18 protein-coding genes are annotated in these 20,776 nt (G+C 74.0%); 10 read left to right on the forward strand and 8 right to left on the reverse strand.

Going from position 1 to position 20,776, the window contains the following annotated elements; translation table 11 throughout:
- Window positions 1-249 precede the first annotated feature (249 nt).
- The 3 genes from ACFVHI_RS02060 to ACFVHI_RS02070 form a co-directional block, all read right to left on the reverse strand.
- A complete protein-coding gene (locus ACFVHI_RS02060; protein WP_380334811.1) occupies window positions 250-924 on the reverse strand; it encodes a hypothetical protein in 675 nt (224 codons plus the stop codon).
- Between the two features lie 319 nt (window positions 925-1,243).
- Window positions 1,244-1,489 carry a hypothetical protein gene (locus tag ACFVHI_RS02065; RefSeq protein WP_380334814.1) on the reverse strand — a complete coding sequence of 82 codons (246 nt, stop codon included), beginning with the start codon at window positions 1,487-1,489 and terminating at the stop codon, window positions 1,244-1,246.
- Window positions 1,486-2,646 (reverse strand): anion permease, encoded by a 1,161-nt coding sequence (locus tag ACFVHI_RS02070; protein WP_380334817.1) that lies wholly within the window; start codon window positions 2,644-2,646, stop codon window positions 1,486-1,488. The genes ACFVHI_RS02065 and ACFVHI_RS02070 overlap by 4 nt, the downstream gene beginning before the upstream one ends.
- 265 nt (window positions 2,647-2,911) lie before the next feature.
- Between ACFVHI_RS02070 and mdlC the strand changes: the two genes are divergently transcribed.
- The 6 genes from mdlC to ACFVHI_RS02100 all read left to right on the forward strand — a co-directional run bounded on the left by mdlC (window position 2,912) and on the right by ACFVHI_RS02100 (window position 9,719).
- Entirely contained in the window at window positions 2,912-4,522 is a 1,611-nt protein-coding gene (gene mdlC, locus ACFVHI_RS02075; RefSeq protein WP_380334819.1) for a benzoylformate decarboxylase, read from the forward strand.
- Window positions 4,523-4,849: 327 nt separating this feature from the next.
- The gene (locus ACFVHI_RS02080) at window positions 4,850-6,745 is read left to right on the forward strand and encodes an amidohydrolase (protein ID WP_380334822.1); all 1,896 of its coding nucleotides are present in this window, start codon (window positions 4,850-4,852) and stop codon (window positions 6,743-6,745) included.
- Between the two features lie 71 nt (window positions 6,746-6,816).
- A complete protein-coding gene (locus ACFVHI_RS02085) occupies window positions 6,817-7,479 on the forward strand; it encodes a hydrolase (RefSeq protein WP_063352131.1) in 663 nt (220 codons plus the stop codon).
- A gap of 48 nt (window positions 7,480-7,527) precedes the next feature.
- A complete protein-coding gene (locus ACFVHI_RS02090; protein WP_380334825.1) occupies window positions 7,528-8,052 on the forward strand; it encodes a DoxX family protein in 525 nt (174 codons plus the stop codon).
- Window positions 8,033-8,761 carry a YoaK family protein gene (locus ACFVHI_RS02095; protein WP_380334828.1) on the forward strand — a complete coding sequence of 243 codons (729 nt, stop codon included), beginning with the start codon at window positions 8,033-8,035 and terminating at the stop codon, window positions 8,759-8,761. The genes ACFVHI_RS02090 and ACFVHI_RS02095 overlap by 20 nt, the downstream gene beginning before the upstream one ends.
- A 46-nt stretch (window positions 8,762-8,807) precedes the next feature.
- A complete protein-coding gene (locus ACFVHI_RS02100) occupies window positions 8,808-9,719 on the forward strand; it encodes a VOC family protein (protein ID WP_380334831.1) in 912 nt (303 codons plus the stop codon).
- A 13-nt stretch (window positions 9,720-9,732) separates the two neighbouring features.
- Here ACFVHI_RS02100 and ACFVHI_RS02105 read toward each other — a convergent pair whose 3' ends face one another.
- From ACFVHI_RS02105 to ACFVHI_RS02115, 3 genes are all read right to left on the reverse strand, one after another.
- A complete protein-coding gene (locus ACFVHI_RS02105; protein WP_380334834.1) occupies window positions 9,733-10,767 on the reverse strand; it encodes a helix-turn-helix domain-containing protein in 1,035 nt (344 codons plus the stop codon).
- A 141-nt stretch (window positions 10,768-10,908) separates the two neighbouring features.
- Entirely contained in the window at window positions 10,909-11,880 is a 972-nt protein-coding gene (locus tag ACFVHI_RS02110) for a helix-turn-helix domain-containing protein (RefSeq protein ID WP_380334837.1), read from the reverse strand.
- Window positions 11,881-11,998: 118 nt separating this feature from the next.
- Complete coding sequence (locus ACFVHI_RS02115) at window positions 11,999-14,746, reverse strand: BREX system ATP-binding domain-containing protein (protein ID WP_380334839.1); 2,748 nt, start codon at window positions 14,744-14,746, stop codon at window positions 11,999-12,001.
- Window positions 14,747-14,978: 232 nt separating this feature from the next.
- On the opposite strand from ACFVHI_RS02115, the gene ACFVHI_RS02120 reads away from it, so the two are divergent.
- Window positions 14,979-15,536 (forward strand): hypothetical protein, encoded by a 558-nt coding sequence (locus tag ACFVHI_RS02120; protein WP_063352136.1) that lies wholly within the window; start codon window positions 14,979-14,981, stop codon window positions 15,534-15,536.
- A gap of 80 nt (window positions 15,537-15,616) precedes the next feature.
- Complete coding sequence (locus ACFVHI_RS02125; RefSeq protein ID WP_380334842.1) at window positions 15,617-16,165, forward strand: hypothetical protein; 549 nt, start codon at window positions 15,617-15,619, stop codon at window positions 16,163-16,165.
- A 101-nt stretch (window positions 16,166-16,266) separates the two neighbouring features.
- Here ACFVHI_RS02125 and ACFVHI_RS02130 read toward each other — a convergent pair whose 3' ends face one another.
- The gene (locus ACFVHI_RS02130) at window positions 16,267-16,752 is read right to left on the reverse strand and encodes a TetR-like C-terminal domain-containing protein (RefSeq protein ID WP_380334845.1); all 486 of its coding nucleotides are present in this window, start codon (window positions 16,750-16,752) and stop codon (window positions 16,267-16,269) included.
- Here ACFVHI_RS02130 and ACFVHI_RS02135 point away from each other — a divergent pair.
- Together ACFVHI_RS02135 and ACFVHI_RS02140 are read left to right on the forward strand one after the other, a co-directional pair.
- The gene (locus ACFVHI_RS02135; protein ID WP_063352138.1) at window positions 16,639-18,057 is read left to right on the forward strand and encodes an APC family permease; all 1,419 of its coding nucleotides are present in this window, start codon (window positions 16,639-16,641) and stop codon (window positions 18,055-18,057) included. The two genes, ACFVHI_RS02130 and ACFVHI_RS02135, sit on opposite strands and share 114 nt — an antisense overlap.
- A gap of 37 nt (window positions 18,058-18,094) precedes the next feature.
- Window positions 18,095-19,732, forward strand: a complete 1,638-nt coding sequence (locus ACFVHI_RS02140; RefSeq protein ID WP_380334847.1) for an amidohydrolase — start codon at window positions 18,095-18,097, stop codon at window positions 19,730-19,732.
- Between the two features lie 198 nt (window positions 19,733-19,930).
- Here ACFVHI_RS02140 and ACFVHI_RS02145 read toward each other — a convergent pair whose 3' ends face one another.
- Window positions 19,931-20,635 (reverse strand): TetR/AcrR family transcriptional regulator, encoded by a 705-nt coding sequence (locus ACFVHI_RS02145; RefSeq protein ID WP_063352140.1) that lies wholly within the window; start codon window positions 20,633-20,635, stop codon window positions 19,931-19,933.
- Window positions 20,636-20,776: the final 141 nt, after the last annotated feature.

Here is a 20,776-nt window from a genome sequence, read left to right on the forward strand (position 1 = left end):
CCCTGCCGTAGACCTTGAATCCGAACCGATGTGTTCGAGCTCCCGAAACAGCCGGCCGGTCGCGGCCGGCACTGCCCTCCTGCAAGTCCGGCGGCCTCCGCCCGGTTTCTTCGGGTCGTCACCGTGCCCGGCCGCCTTCTGCACCTGCTGTCCCACCTGGAAGACGGTGCGGGTGCCGAGAACGTGAGATCCGAATTTCACCCGGTGGGAACGCGCTCGGCCGCGGGCCTCAGCCTCCGCCGCTCCCGTTCATCCGGCGGACGGGTGCAGGACGGGCGCGTACCCGCCGACCAGCACCTGCACCGTCACCGCGGGGGTGAGCACCTCCACCCGAAGGTCCGGGGCGACCGCCCGCGTCGCGCCGTACCCGGCCATCGACCAGGGCCGCCAGTACCCCTGCCGCATCAGCCCGGCCTCACCGTCCAGGCGGATGAACGCGCCGTCCGGCAGGTCGCCGGCCGCCGCCCGGAAGGTGCGCTGGCGCCCGTCGGGCGTTCGCCGGTCCGCCTGCAGCCTGCTGTCCATCTCCGGCGCGCCGGGAAGGCCGCCTCCCAGGGTGTCGGCCCAACTGCGCTGGAACCGCCGGTAGTCCGGGACGCGGCACAGCCCGCACGGCCGGTGCCCGGCGGCGAGGGCCGTGGCCTCGTCGAGGAAGTACAGCTCCGTCAGCCGGCCCGGCTGCCACTGAACCCGCCACCAGTCCTTGAACTCCAGCACGCAGCAGACCCAGGCCCGCGTCGACGGCTTGCGCGTCGGCTGGCCGCCGGCGCCGAGCAGCGAGCCCCGGTTCCCCCAGAACAGCCCCCGCCCCGGGTCGGCCACGAGCTCGCCGTCCGGCCGCACCCGATTGCGTCGGCCCGTACGGACCCGTTCGCCCGCCCCCGGCTGGTTCTCCCGCCTGGTCAAGCCCTCGTCCACCGGCATGATGCGCTCCTCGCCCTGTCGGATGATCGGCAGGCGGGATTGACCGCCGACATGGTGAAGACGCCGGCGGCAGGTCAGGCATGCGGCCGGAGTCCGGACGCCCATCGGATCACGATGCGCCCTGGATGTTCCCCGAGCTCCGAGGTGCGTTACCGCGGCAGCTTGGTGGTGCGCTCCGGGCGGACGGCGGGGGCGGACGGCAGGGGCGGACGGCAGGGGCGGACGGCGGGGGCGGACGGCAGGGGACGGACGAAGCACGACAGCACCCGCAGTGACGAGCGGGATCGGCATTCGCCGAGACGGCCTGGACGGCGGGCGGTCAGCGGTGGCCGACGATGACGGAGATGCCCCAGCCGATCGCCGCGAGCACCACCGCGAAGATCAGTCCCGCCAGGGTGGAGCCGACCGGCCCGGCGGCGGGCCGGACGGCGGCGGGCTCGCCGGCCGCGCCGGTCGGGTTGAGCAGGCGCAGGCCGAGGGCGAACAGCGCGGGCAGGCCGGCGCCGGTGAGCAGGCCCACCACGACGATCTTCCACAGCGCGTCCAGGTTGATCCAGGAGTTCACGGGCTCACCTCGTCCTTGGCCTTGACCGGCTCCGGCGTCACCGAACCGGTCCACGCGGCGTTGACGTTCTCCGGTGTCACGGCCGGATGGCGGGAGGCGGCGAAGAAGGCGGCCGACGCCGCCACCAGCACGCCGACGATCACCACCACGCCGACCGTCCCGCCGATCCCGTTCGCGGCCCAGTAGGCCACCGCGCCGGCCAGCGCGGAAGCCGGCAGGGTGAGCAGCCAGGCCGTCACCATCCGGCGGGCGAGCTGCCAGCGCACCACTGCGCCACTCCTGCCGACCCCTGAGCCCAGGATCGATCCGGTGGCCACGTGCGTGGTGGAGAGCGAGTAGCCGAAGTCGGTGGAGCAGAGGATCACGGCGGCCGAGGCCGACTCGGCGGCCATCCCCTGCGGCGGTTCGATCTCCACCAGCCCCTTGCCCAGGGCTCGGATCACCCGCCAGCCGCCGATGTAGGTGCCCAGGGCGATCGCCAGCGCACAGGAGAGGATCACCCAGTCCGGTGCCTTCGCCCCGGCGGGCAGGGTGCCGTTGGCGATCAGGGCGAGGGTGATGGCGCCCATGGTCTTCTGCGCGTCGTTGGTGCCGTGGGCGAGCGAGACCATGGAGGCCGAGCCGATCTGGCCGAGCCGGAAGCCGCGCCCGCGCGGTCCTTCGGGCACGTCGCGGGTGAGGCGGTAGACCAGGAGGGTGCCGACCACGGCCACCCCACCGGCGATGAACGGCGACAGCGCCGCGGGCACGACCACCTTGGAGACCAGCCCCTGCCACTTGACGGCCGAGGCCCCGGCGGCCGCCACCGTCGCCCCGACCACCCCGCCGATCAGCGCGTGCGAGGAACTGGAGGGGATGCCGAGGTACCAGGTGGCCAGGTTCCACAGGATGCTGCCGACCAGACCGGCGCAGACGACCGTCAAGGTCACCTCCCCCGTGGCGACCAGGCCGTTGGCGATGGTCGCCGCCACGGCGGTCGACAGGAACGCGCCCACCAGGTTCAGCACCGCCGACACCGCGACCGCGACGCGCGGCGGCAGGGCGCCGGTGACGATCGAGGTCGCCATCGCGTTGCCGGTGTCGTGGAAGCCGTTGGTGAAGTCGAAGCCCAGCGCCGTGGCGACCATCAGCGCCAGGACCGCGTCGTTGCCGGTCACGGACCCGAACCTAGCCCGCGCACCGGCCGAGGCTGCCGCCGACCCGCCCTGCCCCGGGGCCCGGCACCCGTTCGTCCGGCCGTTCGTCCGGTTGCGGGGCCCTCAGTGCCGATGCTCTCCTGCAAGAGCCGGCCGGCGTGACGATCGGAACCGATGTGCCGTCCCCCGTCGCCGTCCCGCCCCAGGAGGCTGCCGGCCGGCCGGACCGAGACCCGTCCCTGCAAGCCCTGAGGCCCTGACGCCCCGGGTGAAAGCGCTGGCACCCATGGCTGAGCACTCCACCGTCCGCACCGTGACGTACGACCTGCTGCGCACGCTCGGACTCACCACGGTCTTCGGGAATCCGGGCTCCACCGAGGAGCCGTTCCTCCAGGACTTCCCCGCGGACTTCGGCTACGTCCTGGCGCTCCAGGAGGCGTCCGCCCTCGCGATGGCCGACGCCTTCGCCCAGGTCACCGGCCGCCCCGCGCTGGTCAACCTGCACTCCTCGGCCGGCACCGGCAACGCGCTGGGCAACCTGGTGGCGGCCCACCACGGGAACACGCCCCTGATCGTCACCGCCGGCCAGCAGCACCGGGAGCTGGTGATCGGCGAGCCCTACCTCGGCAACCGCGAGGCCACCCAGCTGCCGAAGCCCTGGGTGAAGTGGTCCTACGAACCGGCCTGCGCCGAGGACGTCCCCGAGGCCTTCATGCGCGCCTACGCGCAGGCGCTCCAGCCGCCCGCCGGCCCGGTCTACCTGTCGATCCCGATGGACGACTGGAAGCGGCCGCTGTCCGGCTTCACCCGGGTGCGGACGGTGAGCGAGCGGGTGGCCCCCGACCCCGGGCGGCTGCGGGCCTTCGCCGAGCGCATCACCGCCAGCCGCCGGCCCGCACTCGTCTTCGGGCCGGAGGTCGACCGCAGCGGCGGCTGGGACGCGGCCGTCGCCCTGGCGGAGAGGCTGCGCGCCGCCGTCTACGGCGCCCCGCTGGGAGACCGCGTCTCCTTCCCCGAGGACCACCCGCTCTTCGCCGGCCCGCTGGGCATGTCGGTGAAGACCATCAGCGACCGGCTGGCCGGGCACGACCTGGTGGTGGTGATCGGCGCGGAGGTGTTCCGCTACTACCCGTACGTGCCCGGCGACTACCTCCCCCCGGGCACCGGGCTGCTCCAGATCACCGGCGACCCGGAGGCGGCCGCGGCCGCGCGGGTCGGCGACAGCCTGCTCGGCGATCCCCGGCGGGCGATCGAGCTGCTCCTCGACCTGGTCGAGGAGGGTTCGGCGCGGACCGCTCCGGAGCCGATGCCGCGGCCCCGCGTGCTGCCGTCCGCCCCGGACCGGCCGCTCACCCCGCCGGAGGTCTACGCCGCCCTGAGCAGGGTCCGCCCGCCGGACGCCGTCATCGTCAACGAGTCGACGTCGACCATGGCGCAGCAGCTCGAATGGCTGCCCACCACCCGATCGGGCTCGTTCTTCGCCACGGCCAGCGGGGGCATCGGCTGGGCCGTCCCGGCCGCGGTCGGCGTCGCGCTGGCCGACCGGGAGCGGGGGACGCGGCGCCCGGTGATCGGCCTGATCGGCGACGGCTCCTTCCAGTACTCCGTGCAGGCCCTCTACACGGCGGCCCGGCACCGCCTCCCGGTCGTCTACGTGGTCATGCGCAACCACGAGTACTCGATCCTCAAGTCGTTCGCCCTGCTGGAGGACACCCCCGGGGTGCCCGGGCTCGACCTGCCCGGACTGGACGTCGCCTCGGTGGCCCGCGGCTTCGGGTGCCACGCCGTCGACGCGGAGACCACCGAGGACCTGGAGCGGGAGTTCACCGCGGCCCTGACCGCCGACACCCCCACCGTCATCGTCGTTCCCACCCGACCCCAGCAGGCCGCGCTGTAGACCGCGCGGCGCGGCCGGGCCGGGCGGCAGGAGCACCTCGGCGACCAGCAGGGGAAGGTGTCCGACAGCCGGGCACCTTCCCCTTTCGGCACCACGGACCCCTCCGTCTTCCGCCATCGACCGCCCGCGCACGATCGCCGCTGCGGGCGGCTGGTGCGCTCGCGGACCGGGGCCGGTGCGCTGTGGGCCAAGTCCGGCACCACCCCTGCGCCTAACGTCACGTCAGGAGCCCGACGGGGCGGGGCTGTGGCCCCGGCCCGCTCGGAAGCCTCCATCCGCCGCCCGCACCCGGGCGGCGGGTCGATCCCCTGACAGGAGGCCGTCGAGGTGCCTGCAATACCCGTCGGTGGGCTGGTCCCCCGGGCCGTCGAGGACGCCGCCGAGAACGCCGCCGATGTCGTCGTCCGCAACGCGCGGATCCACACCGGCGACGCCCGCCGCCCCCAGGCCGGCGCCCTCGCCATCCGCGACGGCGTGATCACCGTCGTCGGGGACGACCCGGACGTCGCCCCGGTCATCGGCCCGTCCACCGTCGTGGTCGACGCGCTCGGCCGACGGGTGGTACCCGGCCTCAACGACGCGCACCTGCACGTGATCCGGGGCGGCCTCAACTACGTCCTGGAGCTGCGCTGGGACGGCGTGACCTCGCTGCGCCGGGCGCTGGCGATGCTGCGGGAGCAGGCCGCCCGCACCCCCAGGGGCCAGTGGGTGCGGGTCGTCGGCGGCTGGTCGGCCGAGCAGTTCGCCGAGCGGCGGCTCCCGACGCCCACCGAGCTGAACGAGGCGGCGCCGGACACCCCGGTGTTCGTCCTCCACCTCTACCAGTCGGCGATCCTCAACCGCGCCGCCCTGCACGCCGTCGGCTACACCCGCGACACCCCGGACCCGAAGGGCGGCCAGATCGTCCGGGGCCGCGGCGGCGAGCCGAACGGCATGCTGCTGGCGGCGCCGAGCGCCCTGGTCCTCTACTCCACGCTGGCCAAGGCCCCGGTGCTGGAGGGCGAGGACCGTGCGACCTCCACCCGGCACTTCCTGCGCGAGCTGAACCGCTTCGGACTGACCTCCGCGATCGACGCCGCCGGCGGCTTCCAGAGCTTCCCCGAGAACTACGCCACGGTGACCGAACTCGCCCGCGAGGGCCTGCTCACGCTCCGCATCGCCTACCACCTGTTCCCGCAGACCCCCGGCCAGGAGCTCGACGACCTCACCCGCTGGATCGAGACGGTCCGCCCCGGGGACGGCGACGCCTGGCTGCGGCTGAACGGCGCCGGCGAGAACCTCACCTGGGCCGCCGCCGACTTCGAGAACTTCGCCGAGCCACGCCCCGAACTCGGCCCCTACGAGGGCGAGTTCGAGAAGGCCGTCCGCCTGCTGACAGAGCACGGCTGGGGCTTTCGGCTGCACGCGACCTACGACGAGACGATCCGGCGCGACCTCGCGGTGTTCGAGAAGCTCGCCGCCGAGGGGCTCTTCCCGGCCGGGAACCGGTGGCTCTTCGACCACGCGGAGACCGTCTCCCGGGACAGCCTGGACCGGATCGCGGCCCTCGGCGGCTCGCTGTCGGTGCAGAACCGGCTGTCCTTCCAGGGCGAGGTGTTCACCCGCCGCTACGGCCTCGGCGCCGCCGCCGAGGCCCCGCCGATCCGCGCGATGCTGGAGCGCGGCCTGACGGTGGCCGCCGGTACGGACGCCACCCGGGTGTCCTCGTACAACCCCTGGGTCGCCCTGCACTGGCTGGTCTCCGGGCGCACGGTCGGCGGGTCGGCGATCCGGCCGCCGCAGAACCGGGTGGACCGGGCGACCGCGCTCGCGATGTACACCACGGCGGGCGCCACCCTCACCGGCGAGCAGGACGTCAAGGGCGTGCTGCGGACCGGCTGCTACGGCGACCTGGCCGTCCTGTCCGAGGACTACTTCACCGTGCCGGAGCCGGAGATCCCGTCCATCGAGTCCCTGCTGACGGTCGTCGGCGGCCGGATCGTCCACGCGGCGGCCGAGTACGAGGGCATGGACGAGGAGCTCCCGCCGGTCAGCCCCGGCTGGAGCCCGGTCGCCCACTTCGGCGGCTACCAGGCCTCCGGTCGCGCCTCCGGCGCGGGCGCCCGCCAGGCGGAGCTGCTCGGCGAGGTCGTCGCCGAGTCGCAGCTGCACCACCGCTGGCGGGTCGAGCGCGGCCTGGCGGACGAGCACCACCAGCCGTTCGACCCCTGCTTCCTCCTCTGATCCACCTCCCCCGCCCCCGCGCGGAGCACCGTGCGGGGGCCCTGCCGAGACGAACCGAAGGGAACCCCGTCATGGTCGACCTCACCCAGGTCAGCCCCACCCCGAGCCCCGACCTGCTGACCCCCGACAACGCCGTGGTGCTGTTCGTGGACCACCAGCCGCAGATGTTCTTCGGCACCGGCAGCGGCGACCGCACCGCGATCGTCAACGCCACCGTCGGCCTCGCCAAGGCCGCCCGGGCCTTCGAGGTGCCGACCGTCCTGACCACCGTCGCCGCCGAGTCCTTCTCCGGCCCGCTGCTGCCGCCGCTGGCGGCGGTGTTCCCCAAGGCCGAGGTCCTCGACCGCACCTCGATGAACGCCTGGGAGGACGCGGCGGTCGTCGAGGCGGTCAAGGCCACCGGGCGCGGCAAGGTCGTCATCGCCGGCCTGTGGACCGAGGTCTGCCTGGTCCTGCCGGTGCTGTCCATGATCGACCAGGGCTACGAGGTCTACGTCGTCACCGATGCCTCCGGCGGCGTCTCCCCGCAGGCCCACGAGCACGCGATCCAGCGGATGACGCAGGCCGGTGCGGTGCCGGTCACCTGGGTCCAGGTGCTGCTGGAGCTCCAGCGCGACTGGGCCCGGACGGAGACGTACGGCGTGGTCACGGAGATCGTCAAGGAACACGGCGGCGCGTACGGCCTCGGGATCGTCTACGCCCAGGCCGTCATCGGCGAGCACGCCGCCGGCTGACACCCACCACCGACGCTCCGTCAGAACAGGGACCAGGGACAGGACACGATGGATACCGGACTGCTGATCCTCCGCGTGGTGGTGGGCCTGCTCATCGCCGGGCACGGGGTACAGAAGGTGAGCCACCGCCTCGGGGGCAACGGCCTCGCCGGCGGGACGGAGGAGTTCCGGCACGACGGCTTCCGCGGCGGGACGCTCACCGCGCTCGCCGCGGGCGCCGGGCAGGTCGGTTCGGGCCTGTTCCTGGCCCTGGGCGCGCTCACCCCGCCGGCGGCCATGGTCGCCATGGGCGTGATGACGGTGGCGATGACCGTCAAGCTGCCGCACGGGCTCTGGGTGCAGGACGACGGCTACGAGTACCCGCTGGTGCTGGTCGTCGTCGCGGGATCCCTCGCCCTCACCGGCCCGGGCCGGTGGTCCGTGGACCACGCCGTCGGCCTGACCGCCTGGCCGCTCTGGCTGTCGGTCACGGCCGCCGTGCTCGGCCCGGCGAGCGGGCTGCTCACCCGGGTGGTCCTGCACCACCCGCCCGCACCCGAGGAGGCGGCCGCCGTTGCGCGCCCTGCTGACTGACGCCCTGCGCACCCTCGCCCCGCCGCGCACCGACCGGCACGGGCCCCTCCCCCCGCTGATGCTGCTGCTGACGGTGGCGACCGGGGTGGTCGACGCCGTGAGCTACCTCGGCCTCGGGCACGTCTTCGTCGCCAACATGACCGGCAACGTGGTCTTCCTCGGCTTCGCCCTGGCCGGAGCCCCGGGCCTGTCGGCCACCGCCTCACTCGTCTCGCTGGCCTCCTTCCTGGCCGGCGCACTCGTCGGCGGGCGGCTCGGCAGCCGGTCGACCGCCCACCGCGGACGCCTGCTGGCCCTGGCCGTCGGCGTCCAGACGGCCCTGACGGCCGCGGCGGCCGCCACCGCCGCGGCCGGCGGCGCCGACTACGTCCTGATCGTCCTGCTGGGCCTGGGCATGGGCCTGCAGAACGCGGTCGCCCGGCGGCTCGCCGTACCCGACCTGACCACCACCGTCCTCACCCTCACCCTGACCGGCCTCGCCGCCGACTCGACGGCGGCCGGCGGCACGGCGCCGCGCCCGGGCCGTCGGATCCTCTCCGCCCTGGCGATGCTGCTCGGCGGCCTCGCCGGCGCGGCGCTGGTCCTGCACGGGCGCCCCGCCGTGGCCCTCGCCCTGGCCGCCCTGCTGCTCCTCGGCACGGCGCTGGCCGCCCACCGGCTCTCGGCCGCCGACGGCCCCGACGCCCCCTGGGCCGCGCCGACAGTCTGAGCAACCCACCGCACCGTCACAACGTCAGAACATCAGGAGCTTCCCCATGATGCGACGCTTCGCCCGACGCCTCGTCCCGCTCGCCGCGGCGATCGCCGTGCTGACGGCCCTGCCCGCCGCCTCGGCGGCCCAGCCCGCACCGGCCAGCCGCCACACCTTCGCCGTCGGCCCGCAGTACGACTCCACCCACGTGTACGTCGAACCGGGCACCGAGCAGGCGTTCGCGGCCAGTTGGGTGGCCACCTTCGGCGGCAGCACGATCGGGCCGAACGCCACCCAGGTGACGCCCACGCCCAGCCGGACGCTCTCCGAGCTGGTGGTCTCCCCGGTCGGCACGCTGTCGGTGTTCGACTACACCACGCCCGTCCCGTACCCGTTCGGCACCGAGCGCACCGGCTGGCTGGTCACCGACCTCGACCAGGCGGTCCGCGCCGCCCGCGCCGACGGAGCCGCCGTCACCGTGGCGCCGTTCGCCGACCCGATCGGCCGGGACGCCGTCGTCCAGTTCCCCGGCGGCGTCAATGCCCAGCTCTACGTGCACACCACGCCGCCGTCCTACCCCGAGTTGGCCAGCGTGCCGGAGAACCGGCTCTACCTGTCACCGGACGCGGTGGGCGCCTTCCTGCACAGCTTCCTCGCCTTCACCCAGGGCCGGATCGTCTCCGACGACCGCCGGGCCGACGGCGCCGCGATCGGACTGCCCGGCACCGCCTACCGGCTCGTCCGCCTCACCTCCGGCTTCGGCACCACGACGGTCGCCGTGACGGACGGCCACCTGCCGTACCCGTTCGGCCAGGAGCTCACCGGCTACGGCGTGGCGGACCTCGGCGCCACCCTGGAGCGGGCGAAGGCCGCCGGCGCCTCGGTGCTGTCGGGCCCGGTCCGGGCGGGCGGCCGGGACACCGCGATGGTGCGGTTCCCCGGCGGCTACGTCGCGGAGCTGCACAACGACCGGTGAGCGGCGGGGGCGATCACACCGCGACGCCGTACCCCGCCGGCCGGGCGGCCGGGACCGGCTGCCCGGCCGGCCGCACCACGCTCCCCTGGGCCAGGCCCGCCAGTGCGCACGCCTGCCACTCGCGCGGCGAGACCCCGTAGGCGGCCCGGAAGGCCCGGCTGAAGTGACTGGCGCTCACGAAGCCCCACCGGCCGGCGACCGCCGCCACGGTCGCCCGGCCCGCGTTCGGACGCCCCAGGTCCCGGCGGGACATGTCCAGCCGCTGGCGCTGGATCCAGCGGGCCACCGTCACCCCCTCGAAGCGGAAGAGCTTGTGCAGGTACCGCACCGACACGTGATGGGCCCCGGCGATCCGCTCCGGTGAGAGGTCCCGGTCCCCCAGGTGGCGCAGGATGTGGTCCTTCACCCGGGCCAGGGTGGCCAGGGCCGCCTCGGGCGCCTCCGGGGCGGCCCTGCCGCGCCGTTCGTGGGCGAGCACCGCGAGCAGGTCGAGCGCCGTGGCGGCGAGCCAGCGGGCCACCTGCGGTTCCATCGAACCGGCCGACCGGGAGAGGCACTCCAGGTAGGCGGCCACCAGGCGGGCGGTGTCGTCGCGGGTGTCGAAGGCCGTCGCGGTCAGCACCCGCAGGTCCTCCTCGGTGACGCCCACCGCCGAGCGCGGCCAGTGGAACGCCGTGAAGACGAACGGTTCCGGCAGCTCCTTGACGAACGGCCTCCCGGCGTCCGAGATCGCGAAGGCGCCCGGGCGCAGCTCCACCTGGCGGCCGTCCTGGACCAGCCGGGCGGTGCCGCGGTGGTGGAGCGCCAGGGTGAGGTGGTCCTCCCCGCCGCGGGCGATCAGGCCCGCGCTGCGCTCGACCCGCTGCGGTCCGGCCTGGACCAGGGAGACCTGCACGGCGCCCAGCCGGTGGCTGGTGATCGCCGCGGGCGCGGGCGCGTCCTCTCGCAGGGCGACGTCGAGCGGGATGAAGGTGCGGGAGACGGCCTCGTGCCAGTACTCGGCGCGGTCGCCGGACGGTATCCCTGTGGTGTCGAGGACGACGGACATCTGTACTCCTCTTCGGGGGGCCGGCCGATCGGGGCCCACCAGGAACGGCTGTGCAGGACGACGCGCACGGTGTCGGCCGCCTGGACGGTGGCCCGATCGTGCGCTTCGGCGGACGGTTCGGCAGACGGCTCGGCGGCCCGGTCAGCCGGCCTCGTCGTTCCGGAGTGAGCGCCACTCGCGCGGCGGGACCCCGTACGCGGCGCGGAAGGCCCGGCTGAAGTGCGCCGGGTTGACGAAGCCCCAGCGCTGGGCGACAGCTGACACGGTCGGGGCCGTACGACCGCGGCGGCCCAGCTCGCGGGCACAGGCTTCCAGGCGGCGCTGCTGGACGAGGCGGCTCACCGTCACTCCCTCGTTCTCGAAGAGCCGGTGCAGGTACCGCACGGAGATGTGGTGGGCCCGCGCGATCCGCTCGGGTGTCAGCTCCGGATCGCCCAGCCGGTGGTCGATGTACTCCCGCACCCGCCGGACCAGGTGCCCGTCGGGGCCGTCCGGCTCGTCCGTGGCCCGGCCGGCCACCAGGTGGGCGACGAGCGCGCTCACCAGGTCGGCGACGCGTCCGGCCAGCAGGTCGCCGACCGGTGCGGGGAGCGACCGGGCGGACGCGGCCAAGGCGCCGAGGAAGGGCGCCAGCACCGGCCCGCAGCCGTCCGCGGGGCCGACGGCGCTGCCCGCCGCGTGCCGCAGGTCGCGCTCCGCCGCACCGAGCAGCCGGCTCGGCAGGTGGACCAGATGGGTGCGGAAGCGCTCCGGGAAGTCGACGGCGTAGGGCCGCTCGGTGTCGTACAGCATGAGCCCGCCCGGCAGCGCCTCCGCCCGGCGCCCGTCCTGCTCCAGCACGGCCCGGCCCGACACCTGCACCCCGACCCCGACCTGCGGCTCGGTGCGCGGGGCCCGGGCGATCAGGTCGGCCGTACGGGAGAGGCGGGCGGCGTCCGCCTCCAGGGTGGAGATCCGTACGTAGCCGAGCCGGTGCGACTCCAGGAGTCCGTCGAACGGCCGCCCGGTGAGCGGGTGCACCTCCACCGGCACCAACGTCCGCGACACCATCTCGCTCCAGAACGCCGCCTTCTCCTCGTCCGCGACCGACCCGGTCGTCACCCGCACGCCCATCTGACCGCCCTTCCGCCGAAGCCCTGCGCGGTCCAGCGTGGACCGCGCGCACGACGTGCCGTTAGGTCATCTGACTGCCGTGCCCGGGAAGGGCGGTTCGAGGAGCCGTTCCGGCAGGTCAGCCGCCGTCCAGGGCGTGGGCGAGCGCGGCCCGGGTGGTGATGCCGAGCTTCGGGAAGATCCGGTAGAGGTGGGCCCCGACGGTGCGGGGCGACAGCTGGAGCTGCCGGCCGATCTCCTTGTTGGTCAGCCCGGTCGCGGCCAGCCGGGCGATGCGCAGCTCGTGACCGCTGAGGCCGGCCGGCTCCGCGTCCGGTCCGCCCGGCGGCAGCGCCACGGAGTCGCCGGCCGCCCGGAGTTCCGCCTCGCACTGCCGGGCCCAGGGGGTGGCCTCCAGGCGGCGGAACACGTGGTGGGCCGCGCGCAGCGCCTCCCGGGCCCCGGGCCGGTGGCGCCGGCGCAGCCACGAGCCGTGGGCGAGCCGCAGCCGGGCGAGGTCGAACGCCCACCGCTCGGCGCCCGGTACGGCGTACGCGGCGCGGTAGGCGGCGTCGGCCTCGTCGTCGTCGGCGGAGGCGGCCAGAGCGGTGGCGGCCAGGGCGGTGGCGGCCGCGAAGAGGAAGGCGTGGCGACCGGAGATCTCCGCCGAGCGCGCCGCGGCTCCGGCCGCGAGGTGGTCCCGGGCCTCCTCGTGCCGGCCGGTGTGCACGGCGGCCGTCACCAGGTCGAGGACCAGCGCGTGGCGCCACGGCGACCCGTTGGGCAGCCGCCCGGGCGGGGTGAGCTCGCAGAAGTGCGCGTACGCCTCCTCGTCGCGTCCGTGGGCGAGCGCCGCCAGGCCGCGCAGGTGGGTCAGGCGGTCCAGCACGTACCGCATCCGGGCCCGGGTGGCGACCGGACGGACGGCCTGCTCGATCTCCCGCAGGCCGTCCTCGTCCCCTCGGCCGGCCACGAAGTGGGCGTAGTACTGGCGGAACATCAGGGCGTTGGTGTGATAGCCGAGTTCGTCCGCGATCTCGGCCTCGCGCAGGCAGGCGGCCGCCCGGTCCCAGTGCCCGAGCAGGAAGTCCTGGTGGCACTTGGCCTTCGCCACCGAGCCCTGGGTGGCGTAGCCGTGGAAGCCGGTGAAGCGCCGCCACAGGTCGCCCTCGGGGCAGTCGAGCGCCGAGGCGGTCCACAGCAGGAGCCAGGCCGCACCGGCCTCCTGCTCCTCGGTCATGGCCCCGGCCACCGTCCGCAACGCTTCGGCGACCTCCGGGCCGGGGGCGGTCCAGGCCCGCAGGCACAGCCGCCCCACCTCGGAGACGTTCTCCCGGTGCCGTTCCAGGGCGTGCCACACCCACGGGTCGTCGGTGTAGCTGGCGGCCAGCAGCAGCTTGAAGTACACCTGGTCGACCAACCCGCCGAAGGTGTCCGCGCCCGGGGCGGTCAGCGCGTCGAGGGCCGCGGGCAGCAGGGCGGCGGAGGACTCGAAGTCGACGTGGTGGCTCTGGTCCGCGTAGACCACCGCGTACGCGAACAGCGGGGCGACGTCCTGCGGCACCGTACTGGACTTCAACTCCTCCACCAGGTCCACGGCGTGGCGCAGCTGCCCGCCGCGCGCCGCCATCACCGCGGCCCAGGTGAGCCGGCGGGTCTGGTCGCAGGAGCCGGGGCTGAGGGCGGCGGCACGTTCGAGTAGCAGCGCGCCCTCCGCGTCGCCCCCTCGACGCGCGAGGTCGCGCCCCGCCTCCTGCAGCCGCTGCGCGAGTGCCTCGTCGGGCAACAGCGCGGCCGACGCCTCGTGGGCCAGCCGCCTGGGATCATCCGGCGCGAGGGCGGCGGACAGGGCCCGGTGCGCTTCCCGGCGGGCACTGTCGGAGGCGGTGGAGACGACGGCGGTACGGACCAGGGGGTGCCGGAACACGAGCTGTCCGGCCCGGTCGAGCCGGACCAGCCCGTCCGCCTCGATCCGTTCCAGGATCTCCCGCGCGTTCTCGTCCGCGACGGCGCGCAGCCACGCCCCGGTGGCGGACTCCGTACCGGTGGCCAGGGCGCCCAGCAGCAGCAGGCGGCCGACCTCGGGCGTCACGGCGCCCAGGCGGTCGGCGAACATCCGCTCCAACTTCCGTCCCAGTGGCAGCCGTTCGGGCAGCGGGGCGGCCCCCAGCTGCTGGGCGGCCGCCAGTTGGCGCGGCAGCTCCACCAGCGCCAACGGGTTCCCGGCCGCCTCCGTGAGGACCCGGTCCCGGGCGGGCGCGGCGAGGTCGGGGTAGCGGGCGCCCAGCAGTAGCGCCGCGTCCGCCCGGGGCAGGGCCCGCACGTCGACGGTCTCGGCCGACCACGTCCGGGCGGCCGGTCCGCCCGGTCGGGTGGCGGCGACGATCACCACCGGCAGCTCGGCGCAGCGGCGGTTCAGGAAGGCGAACACGCTCGCGCTGGAGGAGTCGATCCAGTGCAGGTCGTCCAGGAGCAGCAGCACCGGGGCGGTCCGCACCGCCTCCTCCAGCAGGGCCAGCACGGCGGCGCCGACGGCGAACCCGCTCGGGGTGCCGGCCCGGACGCCGAGCGCGCTCTCCAGGGCCTCCCGCTGGTGCGCGGACAGGGCGTCGGTGTGCTGGAGCAGCGAGCGGAAGGCCTGGTGGAGGGCGCCGAACGCGAGATCCGTCTCCGCCTCCGCACCGAGCGCCCGCAGGACGGTGAACCCCCGCTCCCGCGCCGCCCGTTCCACCCAGGCCAGCAGCGTGCTCCTGCCGACCCCGGCCTCACCGCGCAGCAGCACCGTGGAACCGCTCGCACCGTCCACGGCCTGGACCAGCGCCGCGGTCAGCAACTCCGTCTCCCGTTGCCGCCCGACCAGCCCCGGCACCCGCCCGTCCTCCGCCACCCTTGCCCCCTCGGGTCCGCCCGGGTCACTCCACGGGCAGCCAAGGCTACCGTCCGTCAGCATCTCCGGGCACGCCGTCGGACGCTCCCCGGGTCGCCGTGGGCCACTCAACGTGATCGGGCACGTCCGCCGTGGCACGTCGTTCGACTTCTTCGGTTCGTCCGCGTTTTGGCTCCGGGCCGCAGGGCACGCGCCGGTCAGGGAGGTCCGGAGCTACAAACGGAGGACCCAAATGTCAACAGGGACCCTCATCGCAGTCCTCGTCATCGTCTTCGCCCTTCTGGTCGTGGCCGCGCTGGTGGCGACGTTCGCCATCCGCCGCCGCCACCTGCAGGAACGGTTCGGCCCGGAGTACGACCGGACCGCCGAGGCGAAGGACGGCCGTTTCGCCGCCGACCGGGAGCTGCGCAAGCGCGAGTCGCGCCACGACTCGCTGAACATCAAACCGCTGTCACCAGGTGCCCGTGACCGCTACGCCAAGGACTGGGCACGGGTGCAGGAACAGTTCGTCGACCGGCCCGACGACACGGTGCACGAGGCGGACCGGCTCGTCACCACGCTCATGAGCGAGCGCGGATACCCGACCGAGGGGTACGAGCAGCAGCTCAAGGACCTCTCCGTCGAACACGGGAACGTGCTGACGCACTTCCGGTCCGCTCACGAGGTCAACGACCGCAGCAGCCGCCACCAGGCGACCACGGAAGAACTGCGGGGCGCCATGGTGCACTACCGCACCCTGTTCGAGGAACTGCTCCACAACGGCGACCGTCCGCAGGGCAGCCGTGCGTGAGCCCCGGACCGGCGAGTTGAGCCGACGGGGCGAGACCGGCGACGGCCGCCGACCGGAACTGCCGAAAGGGAAGTGAAGAGATGCACAGCCGAGCAACATCCGAACCGGTCGAGGGCGGCCTGTCCACGGAGGACCTGGCCGGCGCCCGACAGGACACCGACGAACAGAGCGACACCTCCGGGGCGGATTCGCCACCGGCGTTCCCCGGGGAAGCCACCACCGAACAGCGGAGCGGCGAGCAGGAGTTCACGCTCGAAGGCCGCGACCGCGAGCAGGAAAGTGGGCAGGAAGAGGACCAGGAAAGGGGCTACACCCAGGCAGCCGAGCCGTCCGACCGCACCGAGGGCTCGGAATCCGCCGAGAACGAACCCCTGCTGGGCGGGCAGCAGGAGGAGTTCCGCTCCCGGTGGCAGAAGATCCAGGGCGAATTCGTCGACGACCCGCGCAACGCCGTGTCCGCGGCCGACAACTTGGTCGCCGAGGCGATGCAGGCACTCGCCACCACCTTCTCCGCGCACAAGCAGGACCTCGAAGGCCAGTGGCACCGCGGCGACGAGGTGCCGACCGAAGAACTGCGCGTCGCGCTCCAGCGCTACCGCTCGTTCTTCAACCGCCTGCTCAACACCTGAAGCAACGGGGCCGAAGCCGCGCCCCCCGACCTGCGATGATCGAGCTCCATCCGGTCCTCGCCCAAAAAAACCGAACAGGTTCTTCGGGCCTCCTGCGAACCTCAGGAGGCCTGCTGCTGGACCGGACCGGGCGACAGCAGCCGCGACACGAGGGTGCGGGTCCATTCGGCGGTCAGCGGCAGGTCGGTGAAGACGGCACGGTAGTAGAGGGGCGCGAGTACGGCGTCCGCGGTGTGTTCGAGGGTCGGGGGCTGTTCACCCCGGGCCCGTTCCCGCCCGAGGACGGCTTCGAGCCCTTGCTCGCGCTCTCCTGCGCGCCAGCTCTTATGACAACAGCATTGACGTGTAGGGACGCCACCGGTTTCATGTCTCGCACCCCTCCCCCACACGAGCAAGGCGGTGATCCGTTGACACCGACGGTGAAGGCCACGGGCGACGCTCCGAGACCGGACACGAGCAGCCCCCACGTCACCATGCACAAGTCCATCGGCCTGCTGGACGGGGCGACGATCGCCGCCTCCAGTACGGCGGCCACCAGCAGCATCGGCATCGGCCTGGGCCTGATGGCCGGAGTCGTCGGCCTGCACCTGCCCGCGATCATGCTGTTGGCCTTCCTGCCCGTGCTCGCCATCGCGGGCGGGTACGGGCGACTGAACGCCGTTGAGCCGGACGCCGGCAGCAGCTACCGCTGGGTGGGCCGAATACTCAACCCCTGGCTGGGCTTCCTCACCGGCTGGGTGAACACCGTCGGCACCGTGGTCTTCATGGCCTACACCACCACGGTCACCGGGTCCTCCATCATCCAGCTCCTCGACCTGGCCCACGTGCGCAGCGTCGCGGGCCTCCGCCTCGACGCCGACTCGACCGTCCAGTGCACCCTGCTCGGCCTGGTGGTCCTGGCCGGCGCGGCGCTGGTGGCGGTGCGCGGCCTGGACCTGGCCGCCCGGCTGCAGAAGGCGCTGCTGGTGTTCGAGTACGCGGTGCTGCTCGGCTTCTGCGGGTACGGACTGTTCGCCGGCGACCAGCCGTTCTCACTGCAGTGGTTCAACCCGTTCGACATCCCGTCCTTCGACGCGCTCGCCCAGGGCATGGTGCTGGCGGTGTTCTGCTACTGGGGCTTCGAGTCGGTGTTCAGCGTCGGCGAGGAGGTGCGCAGCCCCCGGGACGCCTCGCGGGGCGGCATGCTCGCCCTGGTGGTGATGCTGCTGCTCTTCCTGCTCGCCGGTACGGCCTTCCAACGGGTGCTGCCGCTCGACGAGTTGGCCGACAACGGCGCACACGGGCTCGCCTACTTCGGCACGACGCTCGCCCACCAGCCGTTGGCCGCCCTGCCGTTGATCGCGCTCATGTTCTCCGCGGTGGCCTCCCTGCAATCGTCCGTGATCCCGACGGCGCGCGGAATGTACGCGATGGGGCGCGACGGCGTGCTCGGCCCGGTCTGGACCCGGCTGCACCCGAAGCACGCGACGCCCGCCGTCGGCACGCTCCTGATCACCGGCATCGCGATGGCCCTCGCGCTGGCCTCGATCGTCATCCCCACCGTCAACGACCTGATCTCCGCCTCCGTCAACGCGATCGGCATCATCGTCGCGCTGTACTACGCGCTGACGGCCGTCGCGGCGGCCGTCCGGTTCCGGCACCTACTGCGCAGCAACCTACTGGAGGGGCTGCGCGCGGTGGTCGGCCCGCTGCTGGGCGCGGCGACCCTGCTCGCCGTCGGCGGCTATCTCGCCTGGTCGTTCTACGACTCCGCCGACCACTTCGAACTAGCCGCCGACAACGGGTGGTTCGAGCTGACCGTGACAGTGATGATGATCGTCACCGGACTACCGGCGGCCGCCTGGGCCCGCTGGCGGCGGCGCTCGCCCTACTTCCTGCCCGACACCGACTGACGATCCACGGAAGCCACGAGAGAACGGAGCACCCCCCATGCCCGAGGCCGATCTGGTCTTCACCCGCGGCCCGGTCCACACCGGTGACGCAGCCCGCACCCGGGCGACCAGCCTGGCCGTGACCGGCGAGCGGATCACCGCCGTCGGCCACGACGAGGTCCGGGAGCTGATCGGGCCCGGGACGGAGGTCGTGGACCTCACCGGCAAGCTGCTGCTGCCCGGATTCCAGGACGCGCACATCCACGCGGTCTTCGGCGGCACCGAGTTGGCGGTCTGCGACCTCACCGGCACGGTCGGCGTCGCCGACTACCTGGAGCGGATCCGCGCGTACGCCGACGCCAATCCCGGCCAGGCGTGGATCACCGGCAGCGGCTGGTCGATGGAGAGCTTCGAGGGCGGGCTGCCGACCCGGCAACTGCTGGACTCCGTCGTCCCGGACCGCCCGGTGTACCTGACCAACCGCGACCACCACGGCGCCTGGGCCAACACCCGGGCACTGGAGCTCGCCGGCCTCACCCGGGACACCCCCGATCCGGCGGACGGCCGGATCGAGCGCGAGCCGGACGGCACTCCGGGCGGCACGCTCCAGGAGGGCGCCACCGGCCTGGTCGCCCGGCTGATCCCGCCCTCCACCGCCGCCGACCGGCTGGACGGGCTGCTGCGCGCCCAACGGCTGCTGCACTCGCTCGGCATCACCGGCTGGCAGGACGCGCTGCTCGGCGAGTTCAACGGCCAGCCGGATCCGTCCGACGCCTACCTGGCCGCCGCGCGCTCCGGCGCGCTGACCGCCCGGGTGACCGGCGCGCTCTGGTGGGACCGCGACCGAGGGGCCGAGCAGATCCCCGAACTGGTCGAGCGGCGTGCAGGGTTGAGCCATGGGCGGTTCCGGGCCGGCTCGGTGAAGATCATGCAGGACGGCATCGCCGAGAACTTCACCGCTGCTATGACCAGCCCCTACCTGGACGGCTGCGGCTGCGCCACCGCCAACTCCGGCCTCAGCTTCGTCGACCCGGCCGCCCTGCGCGGGTACGTCACCGAGCTGGATGCGCTCGGCTTCCAGGTGCACTTCCACGCCCTCGGCGACCGGGCCGTCCGCGAGGCGCTGGACGCGGTCGAGGCCGCCCTCGCCGCCAACGGGCGACGCGGCACCCGCCATCACCTCGCCCACCTCCAGGTGGTTCACCCGGATGACCTCGACCGTTTCGCCCGGCTCGGCGCGATCGCCAACATCCAGCCGCTCTGGGCCGCGCACGAGCCTCAGATGGACGAGTTGACGATCCCGTTCCTCGGCCCGGAGCGCGCCGCCTGGCAGTACCCCTTCGGCGCCCTCCAGCGCGCGGGCGCCACCCTGGCGGCGGGCAGCGACTGGCCGGTGAGCAGCCCGGACCCGCTCGCCGGCGTTCACGTGGCCGTCAACCGGAGGGAGCCGGGGGCCGCCGACGGCCGGGTCTTCCTCCCCGAGCAGCGCCTCGACCTGGCCTCCGCCCTCGCGGCGTACACGGCCGGAACCGCGCACGTCAACGGCCATGACGACGCCGGCACCCTCACGGCGGGCCACCTCGCCGACCTCGTCGTCCTGGACCGCGACCTCTTCACCGCCCCCGCCGAGGAGATCGCCGACGCCCGCGTCCTGCGCACCTACGTCGGCGGCCGGCTCGTCCACGCGGCGGACTGACCCACCCGGGGGTGAGTCGGCGCCCCGGCGTCTCAGGGCACTACCGGGATCCCCCGCACGAAGTGATGAAACGTACCCAGGAACGCGTAGGCGCCAGGGCTGCGTCGGCACCGTGACGGTCGCCGACGCAGCCGGGAGCGATCGGCCCGGTTCCGAGGGCCGATTCGGATCCGGCAGCGCTCGGCCCGTCGCCCGCGCTCAGCCCGTCGCCGGGAGACGGGCCTCGGCGGCATCGAGGAGGAGGTCGAGGGCGTAGGGATAACCGCTGCGGCGCATGTCACTGGTGAGGAGGCGGGCGGTGGCGGCGATGTGCGGGTGCGTGGTGGCGTCGAGCCGGGCGTAGGAGGCCTGCCAGACCTCCAGGTCGGCGGCCTGGGCCGCGGCGGGCAGGGCGAGGGCGGCGGCGTCGAGCGCGGCGAAGCCGAGGCTCTGGTCGACGAACGCGTGGTAGATCCGGACGGCCTCGCGGTCGGGGAAGCCCGCCCCGCGCAGGACGCCGAGGATGGCCTCGACGGCGGCGATCTCGTAGGTTCGGCCGGTGGTGCGGTGGGCGGCGAGCAGCGCGGCCTGGGGGTGGGCCTGGTAGGCGGCGTGGATTCGCAGGCCGATGGCGCGCAGGTCGGCGCGCCAGTCACCAGTGGCCTGCCAACCGTACTGGGCGCGGCCGATGAGCTCGTCGGCGACGGCGAGCAGCAGGTCGTCGGTGCTGCGGAAGTAGCGGTAGACGGCGCTGGGATCGGCGCCGAGCGCGGTACCGAGCCGCCGTACGGTGAGCGCGTCCGCGCCGTGCTGCTCGATGAGCCGCAACGCGGTGTCGACGATCAGTTCCCTGGACAGGATGACGCCTTGCTTGGTGGGCCGCCGACGCTGCCGCCGGGGCTCGGGGACTACCCGTTCGCTCATACCGGCAGCGTAGGTCAACATGCTTGACGTAAGCCAGGGAAGGCTCGCATTTCCGCCGTGCCCGAGGAGGTCCCGTGCACCCTCCCGGCCCTGGCCGCCGGAGAAGAGCGCCAGATCGCGATCCCGCAGAAAGCCGCGGCC

This window comes from Kitasatospora sp. NPDC127121, from assembly GCF_042677305.1.
GTDB lineage: Bacteria > Actinomycetota > Actinomycetes > Streptomycetales > Streptomycetaceae > Kitasatospora.